The following is a 17,829-nucleotide window of genomic DNA, read 5'->3' on the forward strand; positions in this document are numbered from 1 at the left end:
AGGTAGGTGTATCAGGGACGATGCGCGATCAGCGAGATCACTTCGAAATGGGGCGGGCGCTTCTCGCGAGTGACGGTCTCCAGGCTGGAAACCTCAAGGCCGGCCTTCTCGACGAACTTGCGCAGTTCCTTGCCGGTGAAGCCAAGGTTGACGTGGCCATAGGCCTCGACTGCGGCCTTGTGCTCGTGGCGGGCAAGGCTGCACAGCATCAGGCGACCCTGCGGGCGCAGCACGCGGGCACATTCGGCAACCGCCTTGGCTGGTTGGGCGGCATAGGTGAGGGCGTGCATCATCACCACCAGGTCGAAGCTGCCATCGGCGAACGGCAGCTTGTGCATGTCGCCTTCCAGCACCTCCACATTGGGCAGCTTGCGCAGACGTTCGCTGGCTGCAGCCACCACGCGGGCGCTGGTGTCGATGCAGACGTAGCGCTGTGCATGCGGGGCCAACAGCTCGGCCAGCACGCCGTCGCCGGAGGCGATGTCGAGCACGTCACCGGTTTCCAGCAAGGGCAGGGCGCTGCGGGCCATCGCTTCCCAGGTACGGCCCGGCGAGTAGTGGCGCTCCATGTCGCCAGCGACGCTGTCGGCCCAGTTCTGGTCGGCGGCGCGCATGGCCAGCACAGACGGCACGCGTTCGGCGTCCTGGCGCAGCAGCGGGTCGTCGCTGCCGCTGCTCAAGGCATGCCACAATGCGCGCTGCGCCGGATCCAGGGCGGCCTCGTCAAAGCGGTAATACGCCGAAACGCCTGCACGGCGATCACGCACCAAGCCGGCTTCCTTCAGCCTGGCCAGATGGGTGGATACGCGCGGCTGCGCCAGCGTGGTGATGGCCGACAGCTCGGCCACTGTCAATTCTTCCTGTTCCAGCAACGTCAGCAGACGCACGCGCGTCGCATCGGCGAACACTTTCAGACGGGTTGACCAGTCTTCCAGATCCATAAATATCTACCTATCGCGATATAGAGATATTCTCGCTGTGTTGCCAGTTTCGGTCAAGGCAATGCATAGGCTGAATGGGGTTGTGATGGTTACAATCGCAACTTGATAAACCCTGGGAGGGGTGTAGTGGACTTCAGTTTTTCCGACGAGCAGCTGATGCTGCAGGACGTCGCGCGTCGCATCGCCAAAGAAAAGATCGCCCCCAGCGCTGAGCACTTCGACGCTACCGGTGAATACCCGCTGGAAAACATCCGTCTGCTGGGTGAGAACGGCTTGATGGGCATCGAGGTGCCGGTCGAGTACGGCGGCTCCGGCATGGACCCGATTTCCAGCGTGCTGGCCATCATCGAGGTGTCGGCTGCGGACGCGGCGCATGCCACCATCATGTCGGTCAACAATTCGCTGTTCTGCAACGCTGTGCTGGGTTACGGCACCGAAGCGCAGAAGCAGACCTATGTGCGTGCGATTGCCGAAGGTAGCGAGATTGGCGCGTTCGCGCTGACCGAATCACAGTCCGGTTCCGACGCGACCGCGATGCGCTGCCGCGCGGTCAAACAGGCTGATGGTTCGTTCGTGATCAACGGCCAGAAGAGCTGGATCACCTCCGGCCCGGTGGCGCGTTACATCGTGTTGTTTGCGATGACCGACCCGGAACAGCGCTCGCGCGGCATCACCGCTTTCATGATCGACACCAGCAAGCCCGGTTTCGGCCGTGGCAAGACCGAGCCCAAGCTCGGCGTGCGTGCCTCGGCGACCTGCGAGATCGAGTTCCAGGACTACGTTGCCACTGCGGAAGATGTGATCGGCAAGGAAGGCGAAGGCTTCAAGATCGCGATGAGTCTGCTGGATTCGGGTCGCATTGGCATTGCCTCGCAGGCAGTGGGCATCGCCCGTGCAGCCTATGAAGCCTCGCTCGCCTATGTGAAAGAGCGCAAGTCGTTTGGTGCGCCGATTGGCAGCTTCCAGATGATCCAGGCCAAGATCGCAGACATGAAGTGCAAGCTCGACGCAGCGATATTGCTGACCTTGCGCGCAGCCTGGACCAAGTCGCAGGGCAAGCGTTTCTCGACCGAGGCGGCGGTGGCCAAGTTGACTGCATCCGAAGCAGCGATGTGGATCGCCCACCAGGCCGTGCAGATCCATGGCGGCATGGGCTACTCGAAGGAAATGCCGCTGGAACGTTACTTCCGTGATGCCAAGATCACCGAGATCTACGAAGGCACCTCGGAGATCCAGCGTCTGGTCATCGCCCGCAACGAGACCGGCGTGCGCTAAGCTCACTGTAGTGCCGAGCCATGCTCGGCAGAAGCTTTCCCAGCAATGCAGCTCGTGTAGGAGCGGCGTAAGCCGCGAAACCGGCAGCATTTGGCGGCCGCCGACCCGGGCAATCTGATGGGATTCGAGCTTCGCGACTTACGCCGCTCCTGCAAGTTGCAATAGCAAACCCCGGCATTGCCGGGGTTTGTTGTTTGTGGCTTTGGGGGTGTGCTGACGGTAGTGCCGAGCCATGCTCGGCATTGGCTTTCCCGGTACTGCCTCTGCCGAGCATGGCTCGGCACTACAGGGAAGCCGCCAAAAAAAGCCCCGGCAGTGCCGGGGCTTTTGCTATCAGCGGTCCTTCTGGATCGCGTGCACCTTGTGCTGTTCGATGAACTCCTTGGACTGTTCGTCCAACTTGTCACCGAGCATGCGCCGCACGCTTACGAAGAACAGCGGGATCAGCAACACGCCGATCACGGTGGCGAACAACATGCCGCCGATCACGCCGGTACCCAGCGAGTGACGGGCATTGGCGCCGGCACCGGTGGAGATGGCCATCGGCAGCACGCCCAGGATGAAGGCGAACGAGGTCATCAAAATCGGGCGGAAACGCAGATGCGCCGCTTCGATGGTTGCTTCACGCAGGGTCTTGCCGGCAGCACGTTGTTCCACCGCGAACTCGACGATAAGAATCGCGTTCTTCGCCGCCAAGCCAATCACGGTCACCATGCCGATCTTGAAGTACAGGTCGTTCGGCAGGCCGCGCATGAGCGAGAACACCACCGCACCGAGGATGCCGATCGGCACCACCAGCAGCACCGAGACCGGGATGGACCAGCTTTCATACAACGCAGCAAGGCACAGGAATACCACCACGATCGACAACACCATCAACAGCGTTGCGGCGTTACCGGCAAGGATTTCCTGATAGGACATGCCCGACCAGTCGAAACCGAAGCCTACCGGCAGGTCATCATGCACCAGCCGCTCCATGGTGCTCATTGCTTGGCCGGAACTGCCGCCCGGCGCCGGTGCACCGACGATGTTGACCGCCGAGTAGCCGTTGTAGCGGTTCAGTGCCGGCGGGGCATAGATCCACTCGGACTTGACCACCGCGCTGAGCGGGATCATCGCCGGCTGGCCAGTTGCATCCTTGCTCAGCGAGCTCGGCACGAAATAGCTGTTCAGCGATTCCGGGCCGGTGCGGTATGCCGCGTCGGCCTGCATGTTGACGCGTTTGATACGGCCGCCATAGAAGAAGTCGTTGACGTAGACCGGTGCCAGCATCATCTGGATGGCGGTATACACATCATTGACCGATACGCCCATGGCCTGGGCCTGCACGCGGTCAACCTTCAGCTGCAGCTGTGGCGCGTTTTCCAGGGTGTTGGGGCGTACGCCAACCAGTGACTTGTCCTGACTGGCTGCTCCCAGCAAGGTGTTGCGCGCATCCATCAGGGCGTCCTGGCCTGCGCCGGTACGGTCCTGCAGCCACATGTCGAAGCCGCCGAACTGACCCAGACCCTGCACGGTCGGCAGGTTGACGAAGAAGATCTGCGCATCCTTGATGCCATAGGCCTTCTTGTTCATTTTCTGAATGAACTCGGGCGCGGTTTCCTTGCGCTCATCCCAGTCCTTGAGGCGGACGAAGGCCATACCCACGTTCTCGCCGGCACCGATGAAGCTGAAGCCGGTGATCTGCATCAGGCCTTCAAAGGCTTCCTCGTCCTGCAAGGTACCCAGCAGCTGATCGAACACGGCGCTGGTACGGGTCTTGGTGGCACCCGGCGGCAACTGCACGATGGCCAGCGCATAGCCCTGGTCTTCTTCCGGCAGGAAGCTGCCCGGCAGACGCGTGAACAGGAAGCCGCACAGTACCAGCAGCAGGGCGAACACCATCAGCCAGCGCGGGGCGTGCTTGATGACGCCACCGACGGTGCCGACATAGCTCTTTTCCAGCTTGCCGTAGTACTTGTTGAAGGTGCGGTAGACCCAGTTCGGGTTGTCGTTGTGGGTGGGCTTGAGGAAGGCCGCACACAGCGCCGGGGTGAAGGTCAGTGCCAGCAAGGCGGAGAAGGCCATCGCCATGGCGATGGTCAAAGCGAACTGCTTGTAGATCTCACCCGAAGCGCCCGGCTGCAGCGCGGACGGAATGAACACCGCCGCCAGCACCACGGTGATGGCAACCACTGCGCCGGTGATCTGGCCCATGGCTTTCTGCGTGGCCGGCTTCGGATCGAGTTTTTCCTCGGTCATGATGCGTTCGACGTTTTCGATGACGACGATGGCGTCATCGACCACGATGCCGATCGCCAGCACCATTGCGAACAGGGTCAGCTGGTTGATGGTGAAGCCAATGGCCAGCATGCCCATGAAGGTGCCGAGCAGGGCGACCGGGATGACCAGGGTGGGAATGATGGTGGCGCGGAAGTTCTGCAGAAACACCAGCATCACCAGGAACACCAGGATGATGGCCTCGACCAGGGTGTGGACCACTTCCTCGATCGAGATGGTCACGAAGGTGGTGCTGTCGTACGGGGTGAACCAGCTCACGCCGGGCGGGAAGCTCGGGGCCAGCTCGTCCATCTTCGCGCGCACGGCTTCGGATACATCAAGCGCGTTCGCACCGGGCAGCAACTGGATGGCGAACACTGCCACCGGCTTGCCGTTGTACTTGGTGTCGAAGCCGTAGTTGGACGCACCGAAGGAAACGGTGGCGACATCCTTGAGCTTGACCACGCTGCCGTCATTGTTGGCCCGCAGGATGGTGTTCTCGAACTCTTCCGGTGAGCTGTAACGGCCTTCGGCGGCAACGGTGGCGGTGAAGGCCTGGCCGTTGGGTGCCGGGTCGCCACCTACCGAGCCGGCAGCGAACTGCAGGTTCTGGGTGCCGATGGCGTTGTACACATCAGTTGCCGACAGGTGATACCCCTGCAGCTTTTCCGGGTTCAGCCATACGCGCATGGCGTACTCGGAGCCGAACTGCTGGGTGCTGCCGACGCCGGGAACACGCGAAACCTGTTCCAGCACGCGCGCACCGACGATGTCGTTCAACGCATCGCGGTCAACCGTGCCGTCATCCGAGCGCACGCCGATGGCCATCAGGAAGCCGGCGTTGGCCTTGGCCACCACCACACCCTGCTTGGTCACTTCCGAGGGCAGACGCGGGGTCGCCAGCGACACCTTGTTCTGCACCTGCACCTGGGCGATATCGGCATCGGTGCCGCTGTCGAAGGTGAGGGTGATGGTGACGCGGCCGGTGGAGGACGACGACGAGCTGAAGTACATCAGATTGTCGATACCGGTCAGCTGCTGCTCGATCACCTGGGTGACCGATTTTTCCGCAGTGGACGCACTGGCGCCCGGGTAGTTGGCGGTGACCGTCACCTGTGGTGGCGCAACGCTGGGGTAGGACTCGATACCCAGGTTGAGGATCGAGATCACGCCGCCAAGCGAGATCAGGATCGCCACCACCCAGGCGAAGACGGGATGCTCGATGAAAAATTTAGGCATGGCGGAGTCCCGTTATTCCTTCTTCGCCGGGGCTGCCGCAGGCGCGCCGGCGGCGGGCTTGGCAGCTTCGGGCTGCCACGGCTTGGCCGTGGCCGGTGCGCCTTCCTTGACCTTCTGCACGCCCGACACAATGATCTGGTCGCCAGCGGCCAGGCCGGAGGAGACCAGCCAGTTGCCGCCTTGCTGGTTGTCCAGGGCGACGTTCTTGCGCGCGACCTTGCCGTCCTTGCCGACGATCAGCACATAGCCGCCCTGGGTATCACGCTGCACCGCTTGTTGCGGTACCAGGAAAGCATTGTGACGCTCGCCCAGGTTGGCCTTGAAGCTGACAAACGAACCCGGCAACAGAATGTGGTCCGGGTTGGGCAGCTGCGCGCGCAGCGACACCGTGCCGGTGGCCGGATCAACCGTGGTCGAGGAGAAATCCAGGGTGCCTTCGTGCGCATAGGCGCTGCCATCGGGCAGGTTGACCTGCACGGTGGTCTTGCCATCGCCAGCCAATGCCACCGCGCCCTTGTCCTGGGCTGCGCGCAGCAGGCTCAGTTCGTCGGCGGTCATCGAGAAGTTCACATACAGCGGATCGATCTGGTCGACGGTGGTCAGCAGGGTTACATCGCCCTGGCCGACCAGCGCACCTTCGGTGACCTGCTGCTTGCCAGCCTGGCCAGCAATCGGCGCAGTGACACGGGCATAGCCGAGGTTGATGCGGGCGGTGGTGACTGCGGCTTCGGCCTGCTGCACGGCGGCGGCAGAGGAGCGTTCGGCAGCCTCGGCACTGTCCAGGTCGGACTTGGACACATAACTCTGTGGCGCCAGCGAGCGGGCGCGGTTGGCGGTGGCGCGGGCGTTGGCGTACGTGGCGCGGGCCGACGCCAGTGCGCCTTCGGCTGAAGCCAGCGAGGCCTGCAGCGGTGCCGGGTCGATCAGGAACAGCACCTGGCCTTCCTTGACCGCGCTGCCTTCTTCATAGACGCGCTTCTGCAGCACGCCGGCCACGCGGGCGCGGACGTCGGCAGAACGGAACGGCGACAGGCGCCCAACCAGTTCGCGCTGCAGCGGCAAGGTCTGCGGTTTGGCGTCGACTACGCCGACCTCCTGCGGAGGCGGTGCGGCTTGCTCCTGCGGTTTTTTACAGGCGGCAAGGCTCAGTGTCGCTGCACAGGTGAGAGCGAGAAGACGCAGTGGGGCGGTCATCAGGAGAAACTCCGGGTGTTGTTTTTATTTGGAGCTGCGGCGGCTTGGTACGTGCAGGCAAAGGCGCGTAGGAAGCCGTCGGTGGCAAATTCGGCCCAGCGGCGACGCTGTTGTGGATCATCGCGGTAAGGGGTGTGAAAGCGCTGTCGTTCAAAATCCTGGCCAGCAATCATGCTGATCAACAGCTCGGCCATGAACTGCGGGTCGTCATGCTTTAGGCGACCACGTTGCATTTCGGTTTGCATCCATTCAGCAACATGCTTGCGGAGTGCTTCGTTGCTTCCCAGGTACATGAACTGCGCTTCGTCGCGGAACTCATGGACGCTGGCCCCTATCAATTGCGCGGTACGGCGAACATTGGGTTTGTTGCGGTGCTCAAGGTAGCCGACAGCAAAGTCGAGCACGGTTTCGTGCAGCGGCTTGTCTTCACATACAGATAACGCTGCGGTTGCAGTGGATACGTGCAGTTGCATCGCCTGCCGCAGCAATTCGCGTTTGCTGCCGTAGCGGCTATAGAGCGTCTGCTTGGAGCAACCCGCTGCGGCTGCTATCGAATCCATACTTAGGCGTATGCCTTGTTTGGCCAATAGCTCACGCACCGCTTCGAGCACGCGCTGGTCACGCGCGTCAGTTGGCGCGGGGTTGGCAGTAGGGGTTTGCATAAGCGGTGGACTATACCGTCCAGTTTAGAAACACCGCAACGTAATTCGGCTTTCACTGTGCTTGGTGAGCGAATGAGATTCAGGTGGCGGACATCGTTCGCTGATCGGCTATCAGTAAAACCATGGCTGTTGCTACCGCTCGCCGGAAAATTGCGATGCAGATAATGCGGCCCTGCAGCAAGGTTCTTTTTGTTACCAGCGATACAATCGCGGTTTCTCCAAACGAGCAACACCCAAAGCTCTGCCATGAAATCGCAAAACAGTGCTGCCAAGTCCGCAAAGACGAAATCCAAACCAGCTGTGAAGCAGAACATCGCGGAAGCTGGCCTCTCGCTAGAACCGGTATTTGCAGCCTTGCGGAAGCGTTATCCCGCTGCGGCCGCGCAGGCGCAGGCAGTGGCTTTTGCTACGGCTTTCTACAAGCGCATGGAAGCCGATGAATTCAAGCTGCACTCGGCCGATGATTGGACGGTGCTGGCTGCGGGCATGCTCGAGTTCGCTCGCGCCCGCAAGCCGGGCAAGGCCAATGTGCGCGTTTTCAACCCGACGCTGAAAGCCGACGGTTGGGAATCGGCACATACCGTGCTGCAGATCGTCAACGATGACATGCCGTTCTTGGTGGACACGGTGACGCTGGCGCTGGCCGAGCAGGGCATTGGCGTGCACGTGCTGGGCCATCCGGTCATCAGCATCGCGCGCGACAAGGCTGGCAAGCTCAGCGGCGTGGGCGAGGGCAAGCTGGAATCGGTGATGCTGCTGGAGATCGATCGCCAGCCGGCCGATGCGCTGGATGCCGTTGCCAAGCGCGTCAGTGACGCGCTGGAAGATGTGCGCGCCATCGTCAATGACTGGCAGCCGATGACCGACAAGGCGATGTCGCTGGCCGACGACCTGGGCAAGCGTCCGTTGCCGGTGAGCAAGGCCTCGCGCGCCGAAGCACAGGAGTTCCTGCGCTGGGCCGCCGACAACCATTTCACCTTCTTTGGCTATCGCGAATACAAGGTGGAGAAGAAGGGCAAGGAAGAAGTGCTGGTCGCCCAGAACGGCACCGGCCTGGGCTTGATGCGTGGCAAGGACACGATGGTCGCGCGCCCGGTCAAGGGCTTGGCTGCGGAAGGTTTGAATGCCACCAGCAGCCTGCACGATGCACTGATCCTGACCAAGACCAATGCCCGCTCGCATATCCACCGCGGCGGCTACATGGACTACATCGGCGTGCTGGAATTCGACGCCAAGGGCAAGATCATCGGCGAACAGCGCTTCCTCGGCCTGTTTACCTCCAGCGCTTACAACCGTCGCCCGTGGGAAATCCCGCTGGTGCGTCAGCGCTATGAAAACGTGATGGCGCGATCGGGCCTGAGCCTGTCAAGCCACAGCGGCAAGGCACTGCGCCACATCCTGGAGTCGCTGCCGCGCGAAGAGCTGTTCCAGTCCAGCGAAGACGAGCTGTTCCGCACCGCCATGGGCGTGCTCGGTCTGCAGGAGCGTGTGCGTAGCCGCCTGTTCCTGCGCCGCGACAAGTTCAGCCGTTTCATTTCGGCGCTGGTGTTCCTGCCGCGCGAGCGCTTCAACACCGACGTGCGTCTGCGCGTTGAGAACATGCTCAAGGACGCGCTGCATGGCGAGTACGTCGATTCCAGCGTAGTGCTGGGCGACTCGCCGCTGGCGCAGGTGCACCTGATCGTGCGTCCCAAGGCCGGGCAGAGCCTGGAGTTGGACGTGGAAGGCATGGAGAAGCGCCTGGCCCACGTGCTGCGCAATTGGCAGGACGATCTGCGCGAAGCGCTGGTCGCCAGCCATGGCGAAGCTGAAGGCCTGCGCATTGCCTCGCGCATCGGCAAGGCACTGCCGGCCGGCTACATCGAAGACTCCAGCGCTGAAATCGCTGCCGCCGACGTCGCCCAGCTGGATGCATTGACCGGCCCGGACGACCTGCGTCTGAGCCTGCAGGCGATCCGTCGTGACGAGGTCGATGGCCTACGCCTGAAGCTGTATCGCCAGCTCGAAGACATTCCGCTGTCGGACGTGCTGCCGATGATGGAGAACATGGGCCTGCGCGTGATCGCCGAGCGCCCGTACAAGCTGATGGTCGATGAAGCGCCGGTCTATGTGCAGGACTTCGAAGTCGAATCCACCATCGGTGCGATCGACCCGGTCAGCGCCAATGCTGCCTTCAGCGATGCCTTCGCCCGCGTCTGGCACGGCGATGCCGAGAACGACGGCTTCAACCGTCTGGTGCTGGGCGCCGGTCTGGATTGGCGCCAGGTGTCGATGCTGCGTGGCTACTGCAAGTACCTGCTGCAGATCGGCGTGCCGTTCTCACAGGCCTATGTGGAAGGCACCTTTAACCGCTACCCGCTGCTGGCACGCCTGATCGTGGAGCTGTTCGAAGCCCGCTTCGAGCCGACCCCGGCAAGCGACAAGGCGGTGCTGGATGCACAGCTGGCCCAGTTCAAGCTGCTGGCCGGTGACGATGCCGCCACCGTCAAGCTGCTTGACGGCGTGGTCAAGGCGCGCAAGAGCGACCGTGCAGCGCGCATGGCGCTGGTCCATGAAGTGCTGATCAAGCTGCTCGACGGCGTGTCCAGCCTGGATGAAGACCGCATCCTGCGCAGCTTCATCGGCGTGATCGAAGCCACACTGCGCACCAGCTACTACATGGTCCGCAAGGACGGCGTGCGCGCCGATGGCGGCCCGGCCGACTACATCAGCTTCAAGTTCGACGCCGCCAAGGTGCCGGACCTGCCCAAGCCGCGCCCGTACCGCGAAATTTTCGTGTGCGGCCCGCGCGTGGAAGGTACCCACCTGCGTTTTGGCCCGGTCGCCCGTGGTGGCCTGCGCTGGTCGGACCGCCGCGAAGACTTCCGCACCGAGGTGCTGGGCCTGGTCAAGGCACAGATGGTGAAGAACACCGTGATCGTGCCGGTCGGCTCCAAGGGTGGTTTCTTCGCCAAGCAGCTGCCGGACCCGTCGGTGGATCGTGATGCGTGGTTCGCCGAGGGCGTGGCCTGCTACAAGCGCTTCATCAACGGCCTGCTCGACATCACCGACAATATCGTCAACAACAAGATCGTGCCGCCGCAGGGCGTGGTGCGTCATGACATGGACGACCCGTACCTGGTCGTCGCTGCCGACAAGGGCACCGCCACGTTCTCCGACACCGCCAACGGCATCGCCCGTGCACACGGTTTCTGGTTGGACGACGCGTTCGCCTCCGGTGGCTCGGTCGGTTACGACCACAAGGGCATGGGCATCACCGCACGTGGTGCGTGGGAGTCGGTCAAGCGCCACTTCCGTGCACTGGGCCAGGACTGCCAGAAGCAGGACTTCACGGTGGTCGGTGTTGGTGACATGTCCGGTGACGTGTTCGGTAACGGCATGCTGCTGTCCGAGCACATCCGCCTGGTCTGCGCCTTCGACCACCGCCACATCTTCCTCGACCCGAACCCGACCGCTGCCAGCTCGTTCAAGGAACGCGCGCGCATGTTCAAGGTGCCGCGTTCGAGCTGGGCCGACTATGACAGCAAGCTGATCAGCAAGGGCGGCGGCATCTACCCGCGTTCGCTCAAGTCGATCGAGATCACCCCGGAGGTGCGTGAAGCACTGGGCATCGACGCCAGCATCAAGGCGATGAACCCGACCGACCTGATCAATGCCGCGCTGAAGGCTCCGGTTGATCTGCTGTGGAACGGCGGCATCGGCACCTACGTCAAATCGGCGACCGAGACCAATGCAGACGTCGGCGACCGCGCCAACAACGGCCTGCGCGTCAACGGCGGGGAGCTGCGCTGCAAGATCGTGGGCGAGGGCGGCAACCTGGGCATGACCCAGCTCGGCCGCATCGAGGCCGCGCAGGTTGGCGTGCTGCTCAACACCGACTTCATCGACAACTCGGCCGGTGTGGATACCTCCGACCACGAAGTCAACATCAAGATCCTGCTCAACGACGTGGTGCGCGCCAAGAAGCTCACCGTGGAGCAGCGCAACAAGTTGCTGGCTTCGATGACCGGCGAGGTTGGCGAACTGGTGCTGATGGACAACTACCGTCAGAACCAGGCACTGAGCCTGATGGAGCGGATGAGCAGCAAGCGTCTGGGCTCCAAGCAGCACTTCATCCGCACGCTGGAGAAGCAGGGCCTGCTGGATCGCCAGATCGAGTTCCTGCCGTCCGACGCCGAGCTGTCGGCACGCAAGCTGCGTGGCCAGGGCCTGACCCGCCCGGAGCTGGCAGTGCTGCTGTCGTATTCCAAGATCGTCGCCTTCCAGCAGTTGCTGGAGTCGGATATCCCGGAAGATCCGTACCTGTCCAAGGAGCTGCTGCGCTACTTCCCGCAGCCGCTGCAGAAGAAGTACGCCGACGCGATGGACCGTCACCGCCTGAAGCGTGAAATCATCGCCACGGCTGTGACCAACCAGACCATCAACCGCATGGGTGCCACCTTCCTGATGCGCATGCAGGAAGACACTGGCCGCACCGTGGCCGAGGTCGCCAAGGCGTACACCATCAGCCGTGAAACGCTGGACGCACGTGCACTGTGGACGCAGATCGATGCGCTCGACGGCACCTTGCCGGAAGCGGTGCAGGTGGACGCACTGGAAGTGATCTGGAAGCTGCAGCGCTCGTTCGTGCGTTGGCTGCTGACCCGTCCGGGCGCGATGCCGGGCATCACCGCTGCAGTGGACCGCTACCAGGGCCCGTTCAACGACATCCGTGTTGCCTCGGGCGTACTGCCGGATTCGCAGCGCCCGGCCTATGAGGCCAGCGTTGTGGCATGGAAGGAGAAGGGCTTGCCGGCGGCGTTGGCACAGCAGCTGTCCGAACTGCAGTTCCTGGAGCCGGCGTTCGACATCATCGAACTGGCGCGTCCGCGCAAGCTCAAGCCGGTGGACGTGTCCAAGGTCCACTTCCGCCTGGGCGAGGCCCTGCAGATGCCGTGGCTGTTTGAGCAGATCGACGCGCTGGAGGTCAACGGCCGTTGGCATGCAGTTGCCCGAGGCGTGCTGCGCGACGAGCTGGCTGCGCATCAGCGTGCACTGGCTGGTCAGGTGCTGTCGATGAAGGGCGCGACCGCAGAAGCCAAGGTGGCTGCGTGGTTGGGCCGTGATGACAGCGGTCTGCGTTTCACCTTGGCGATGCTGGCTGAGTTGGCCGAGCAGAAGACGCTGGATTACCCGACGGTGTCGGTGGCGGTGCAGCGTTTGGGGCAGTTGGCTGCGCACGGCGCTTAAGCCGGTAGGTTTTTGTTTTGGAGAACGGGCCCGAGAGGGCCCGTTCTTTTTTGGTCAAGTCAAGAGCTTGCCCTCACCCCAACCCCTCTCCCGCGCGCGGGAGAGGGGCTTAAGCGCCGCGAGCGCAAGCATCCTGTGCAATTGCCGCTGTAGCCCCTCTCCCGCGCGCGGGAGAGGGGTTGGGGTGAGGGCAAGCTGTTGTCGTTGGCCTTCAGTTTCCAAGCAAACGAAAGCACCAGCCAACACACCAGCAGGTTATCCTCGCCCTCCAAGCCGAACGAAAAGACGCGCCCGTGTCCCCCCGAATCGCATTCCTCGCCAGCACCGTCGAGACTGCCCAGCAGGCCCGTGTCAGCCTGGCTGCCCGCTATGGCGATCACAACCCGGAAGACGCGGACGTGATCTGCCCGCTCGGCGGCGATGGCTTCATGTTGCAGACCCTGCATCGCCACGGCGGCAAGGGCAAACCGGTATTCGGCATGAAACTGGGCACCGTCGGCTTCCTGATGAACCACCACCGCGAAGATGATCTGATCGAGCGCCTGGCCTTGGCCGAACCGGCCTACCTGCGGCCGTTGGAAATGATCGCGCAGACCGAATCCGGCACCACCACCGGCTCGCTGGCCTATAACGACGTGTCGCTGCTGCGGCAAACCAGACAGGCTGCGCATATCGGTATCGATCTCAACGGACAACAGCGGGTGGAAGAGCTGATCTGCGATGGCGTGCTGGTCTCCACACCCGCCGGCAGCACTGCATACAACTACTCGGCGCATGGCCCGATCCTGCCGCTGGGCTCCAACACCATTGCCTTGACCCCGTTGGCCCCGTATCGGCCGCGGCGCTGGCGCGGCGCCATCCTCAAGGCCGAGACCGAAGTGCGCTTCCGCGTCCTCGATCCCTATAAGCGCCCGGTCAGCGTCACCGCTGATTCGCATGAAACCCGCGATGTGGTGGAAGTGACCATCCGCGAATCGCGCGAGCGCCAGGTGACCTTGTTGTTCGACCCCGAGCACAACCTCGAAGAGCGCATCCTCAGCGAGCAGTTCATGGTCTGAGCACCGGAATGGCAGCAGCGAGGGCGCTTCCGGGTAGACTGGGTCCCGTTCCTTGATCGTATTGGGTTCATCGTCCATGGGTGACAACACTCCCCGGCTTCTCACCGTCGCGGTTACTTCGCGCGCACTGTTCGACCTTGAAGAAGGCCATGCCTTGTTCGAACGCGAAGGTCTGGAGGCCTATGCCGCCTACCAGCGCGCGCACGAGGATGATGTGCTCAAGCCCGGTGTGGCGTTCCCGGTGGTGCGTAAGCTGCTTGCGCTGAATGACGGGGCGCCGGAAGAAACTCCGCGCGTCGAGGTGATCCTGCTGTCGCGCAATTCCGCTGACACCGGCCTGCGCATCTTCAACTCCATCCAGCATTACAAGCTGGATATCGTGCGCGCCACCTTCACCGCAGGCGAGCCGACCTGGCCTTACGTCAAACCGTTCGGTACGGATCTGTTTCTTTCGGCCAACCCGGATTCGGTGCGGCGTGCGCTGGTCAACGGCGTCGCTGCGGCGACCATCCTGCCGCAGAGTGCGCAGGACGTTGCTGCGGCTTCGGCTGCTGCCACCGATACCGGTCGTTCCAAGACCCAGCTGCGCATCGCCTTTGATGGCGACGCGGTGATCTTTGGGGACGAAAGCGAGCGTATTTCGCGCGAGCAGGGCGTGGAGGCATTCGGCCGCCACGAACGCGAGCGTGCGCATGAGCCGCTCAGCGGTGGCCCGTTCCGCAACTTCCTGTCGGCATTGCATGCCTTGCAGGCAGCATTCCCGGCTGGCGAAGCAGCACCCATCCGCACCGCGCTGGTAACCGCACGTTCGGCACCTGCGCATGAGCGCGTCATCCGCACCTTGCGTGAGTGGGGCGTGCGTCTGGATGAGGCACTGTTCCTCGGTGGCCGCCACAAGGGCCCATTCCTGGAAGCGTTTGGTGCGGACATCTTCTTCGATGATTCGCAACACAACATCGACAGCGCGCGCCAGCATGTGGCTGCAGGGCATGTGCCGCATGGCGTAGCCAATCCTGACTAAAGCTGCCGTTTGTTGTGGGAGCGGCGTAAGCCGCAAAGCGGCCAATCTATCCGACAGCAGGCAAGGTGCAATTGCAGTGGTATCAGTCGTTCTTGCCTAGTCAGCTTCGCGGCTTACGCCGCTCCCACAATCCGGCGCCCAGCGCGGCCTTGCAGCCCTACATTCCCCACATGCTAGGATGAAGGCGCTTTCGCGGGTTCCCAGCTGAACCAGCGGCAATCCTGCCGCGCCCTGATCTGCACGAATGCAGCAGATCCCTCCCGCACTGCACCCACCCGGTGATCCAGGGGCGGGGCCTGTTCCCCGACCGGTAGCGTCATGTACCTGCCACTCCCTTTCGCGCTGCCTTGCGTGGCGGCCGGGTGTTTCGCGCGCCGCGCGGGACTGGACGCATTGTCTCTCCTGCACGGCGCATAACGCGCCCTTGCGCAGTGCCGTCGCGTTTACGCGATTGCAGCTACACAGGAGAAACAACCCGAATGACCATGCGTATCGCCATTCTTGGAGCCGGCCCGAGCGGCCTGGCGCAACTTCGTGCCTTTGAATCCGCCCGTCGAGGTGGGGCTGAAGTGCCAGAGATCGTCTGCTTCGAAAAGCAATCCGATCTCGGCGGGATGTGGAACTACACATGGCGTACCGGGCTGGATGCTTATGGCGAACCCGTACATGGCAGCATGTACCGCTACCTCTGGTCGAACGGCCCGAAGGAAGCGCTGGAGTTTGCCGACTACAGTTTCGAAGAGCATTTTGGCCGCCCGATCGCCTCCTATCCGCCACGCGCCGTGCTGCGCGACTACATCATGGGCCGCATCGAAAAGAGCGGCGTGCGTGATCAGATCCGCTTCAACATGGCCGTGCAATGGGTCGATTACTCGGAAGAGACCGAGCGTTTTACCGTCACCGTCCGTGACCTGAAGAAAGACGAGCTGCTGACCGAGGAGTTCGACCGGGTAATCGTTGCCACCGGGCATTTCTCCACGCCGAACGCGCCGTTCTTCGAAGGCGTGGATCGTTTCCCCGGCCGCGTGTTGCACGCGCATGATTTCCGCGATGCCTGTGAATTCGCCGACAAGGATCTGCTGCTGGTGGGCTCCAGTTATTCGGCCGAGGACATCGGCACGCAGTGCTACAAGTACGGCGCCAAGTCGGTGACCTTCAGCTATCGCAGTGCTGCAACCGGTTATGACTGGCCGGCGGCTTTTGAAGAAAAGCCTTTGTTGCAGCGAGTCGAGGGCAACACCGCGTACTTCATCGATGGCAGCAGCAAGGATGTGGATGCGATCGTGCTGTGCACCGGCTACCAGCACCATTTCCCGTTCCTGCCCGATGCTTTGACCCTGCGTACCCGCAATCGCTTGTATCCCGGTGATCTGTACAAGGGTGTGTTCTGGATCGACAACCCCAAGCTGATCTATCTGGGCATGCAGGACCAGTACTACACCTTCAACATGTTCGATGCCCAGGCCTGGTATGCGCGCGACGTGATCCTCGGCAGGATCGCGCTGCCGGCCACCGATGCAATGCGTGCTGACAGCGAAGCCTGGTTGGCGCGCGAGGAGGCGACGACCTCGGCCGAGCAGGACATCGACTTCCAGACCGGGTACGTGCGTGATCTGCTCGATGCTACCGACTATCCGGACTTCAACGTCGAAGCCGTGGCCACGCTGTTCAAACAGTGGAAGCACGACAAGAAGGACGACATCCTCGGCTACCGCAACTACAGCTACCGCTCGGTGCTGACCGGCACGCTGGCGCCGCTGCATCACACACCTTGGATGCAGGCGATGGATGATTCACTGGAAGCCTTCCTCGCCGACAGCGTGATCGAGGAGCAGCCGCGCAGGATTGCCTGATGGAGATGGCGCCGGTCAGCCCGGCGCCTGTCCCAGTGGCAGCACGATATTGGTCAGCCGCCAGCGCAGCCCCTGGCGACTGAGCACGAAAACGACTTCGCGGCCATCCTCCAGATGGGTGGTGGCGGTGTAGCGCGACAGCGACTCGTAATGGCCGGTGGTATTGGCCAGCGGCCTGGCCGGCGAGGGTGGAGCCCAGGTGTCGCCGCCGACGGTGTCGCCGATGGCCCGCTTCCACAGGCTGTCGCCCTGCAGCAGCGCGGCAATGCCCAGCGGGGTGACAAAGGTATCGACGCCGGCGCCAGTAAGATTGCCGGCCATGCTCAGTGCTACCTGACCGAACAGGCTGGACTGCATATCACTGCCGGCACGGCGCACGATGTAGTCGTTGACCTGCGCCTTGATGTTGACCCGCACTGCGCCGAAGTCGACGTGCCGCGCCAGCTTGCCAGTGTCACGCTGTTCGATGGCCTGGCTGATGCCGCGGATTGCCAGATAGGGGCCGCCGATGACGTAGGCGGCCAGCAGCACTGCGATGGCGATGACGGCGGCGAGTATCCACTTCTTCATTGCGTTGCTGTCCTCGGGATCAGGGATGTGCGGGGATGCTGGCTTCGGCCCAACGGCGCAGCATCACCAGAGTTTCGGCCCAGGCCTGGCTGCAGAAGCCCAGGTACTCGCTGTCGCCGTTCCAGCCCAAGTGATGGAACTCCAGCACAGTCATCGGCTCGCCTTCGTGCGGCAGGCCGCGCCAGGCGCCGGGGCTGGCCCGGCGTGACAGGTCGAAGCGGATCTCGGTGCCGGTCCAGGCCGAGGCCGGGCTCTGTGGCGGGTGACGGCTGATCACCTCCCAGCGGATGCAGCGCTCGGGGATGATCTCCAGCACCTTCAGCGCAACCACGCCATGGCCGGAACCGGGGTTGTGGCTGATCACGGTATCGCCGTCGATGAGCGATTGCTGGTGCGGAATCCACCAGTGACTCAGTCCCTCGGCGCTGGCCAGGCCGCTGTAGACGGTGGCCAGCGGGGCATCGATCCAGACTTGCAGGTGGATGCTGGTCATGGCGGCTTCCTGTCGAAGGTTGCCGCCAAGCGTGC

Annotated in this window: 10 protein-coding genes and 1 pseudogene; 5 read left to right on the forward strand and 6 right to left on the reverse strand. The window is 62.9% G+C overall.

Annotated features, from left to right (window positions below; translation table 11 throughout):
- Positions 1 to 11: 11 nt before the first annotated feature.
- On the reverse strand, positions 12 to 941 hold the full coding sequence (locus ACVOK8_RS08330; RefSeq protein WP_481516303.1) for an ArsR/SmtB family transcription factor: 930 nt from the start codon (positions 939 to 941) through the stop codon (positions 12 to 14).
- 126 nt (positions 942 to 1,067) lie between these two features.
- On the opposite strand from ACVOK8_RS08330, the gene ACVOK8_RS08335 reads away from it, so the two are divergent.
- Positions 1,068 to 2,216, forward strand: coding sequence for an acyl-CoA dehydrogenase family protein (locus tag ACVOK8_RS08335; protein WP_481566427.1), 1,149 nt, complete (start codon positions 1,068 to 1,070; stop codon positions 2,214 to 2,216).
- A gap of 333 nt (positions 2,217 to 2,549) precedes the next feature.
- Here ACVOK8_RS08335 and ACVOK8_RS08340 read toward each other — a convergent pair whose 3' ends face one another.
- The 3 genes and pseudogenes from ACVOK8_RS08340 to ACVOK8_RS08350 all read right to left on the reverse strand — a co-directional run bounded on the left by ACVOK8_RS08340 (position 2,550) and on the right by ACVOK8_RS08350 (position 7,570).
- The gene (locus tag ACVOK8_RS08340) at positions 2,550 to 5,714 is read right to left on the reverse strand and encodes a multidrug efflux RND transporter permease subunit (RefSeq protein ID WP_481566428.1); all 3,165 of its coding nucleotides are present in this window, start codon (positions 5,712 to 5,714) and stop codon (positions 2,550 to 2,552) included.
- A gap of 24 nt (positions 5,715 to 5,738) precedes the next feature.
- Positions 5,739 to 6,908: pseudogene (locus tag ACVOK8_RS08345) on the reverse strand (efflux RND transporter periplasmic adaptor subunit); the annotation flags it as partial.
- Positions 6,908 to 7,570 carry a TetR/AcrR family transcriptional regulator gene (locus ACVOK8_RS08350; RefSeq protein ID WP_481566429.1) on the reverse strand — a complete coding sequence of 221 codons (663 nt, stop codon included), beginning with the start codon at positions 7,568 to 7,570 and terminating at the stop codon, positions 6,908 to 6,910. The gene ACVOK8_RS08350 and the pseudogene ACVOK8_RS08345, both read right to left, overlap by 1 nt.
- Positions 7,571 to 7,816: 246 nt before the next feature.
- Here ACVOK8_RS08350 and ACVOK8_RS08355 point away from each other — a divergent pair, with 246 nt between their 5' ends.
- From ACVOK8_RS08355 to ACVOK8_RS08370, 4 genes are all read left to right on the forward strand, one after another.
- Entirely contained in the window at positions 7,817 to 12,799 is a 4,983-nt protein-coding gene (locus ACVOK8_RS08355; RefSeq protein ID WP_481566430.1) for an NAD-glutamate dehydrogenase, read from the forward strand.
- Between the two features lie 293 nt (positions 12,800 to 13,092).
- A complete protein-coding gene (locus ACVOK8_RS08360; RefSeq protein ID WP_481514158.1) occupies positions 13,093 to 13,857 on the forward strand; it encodes an NAD kinase in 765 nt (254 codons plus the stop codon).
- Positions 13,858 to 13,933: 76 nt separating this feature from the next.
- Positions 13,934 to 14,878: a 5'-nucleotidase gene (locus tag ACVOK8_RS08365; protein WP_481516308.1), complete on the forward strand. Its 945-nt coding sequence runs from the start codon at positions 13,934 to 13,936 to the stop codon at positions 14,876 to 14,878.
- A gap of 479 nt (positions 14,879 to 15,357) precedes the next feature.
- Positions 15,358 to 16,731, forward strand: a complete 1,374-nt coding sequence (locus tag ACVOK8_RS08370) for an NAD(P)-binding domain-containing protein (RefSeq protein ID WP_481566431.1) — start codon at positions 15,358 to 15,360, stop codon at positions 16,729 to 16,731.
- A gap of 15 nt (positions 16,732 to 16,746) precedes the next feature.
- Here the strand turns inward: ACVOK8_RS08370 and ACVOK8_RS08375 are convergent, their stop codons facing one another.
- The gene (locus ACVOK8_RS08375; RefSeq protein ID WP_481566432.1) at positions 16,747 to 17,301 is read right to left on the reverse strand and encodes a DUF2939 domain-containing protein; all 555 of its coding nucleotides are present in this window, start codon (positions 17,299 to 17,301) and stop codon (positions 16,747 to 16,749) included.
- Between the two features lie 19 nt (positions 17,302 to 17,320).
- On the reverse strand, positions 17,321 to 17,794 hold the full coding sequence (locus tag ACVOK8_RS08380; RefSeq protein ID WP_481514154.1) for an SRPBCC family protein: 474 nt from the start codon (positions 17,792 to 17,794) through the stop codon (positions 17,321 to 17,323).
- Positions 17,795 to 17,829: the final 35 nt, after the last annotated feature.

This window comes from Stenotrophomonas sp. STEN083 (genome assembly GCF_056759195.1).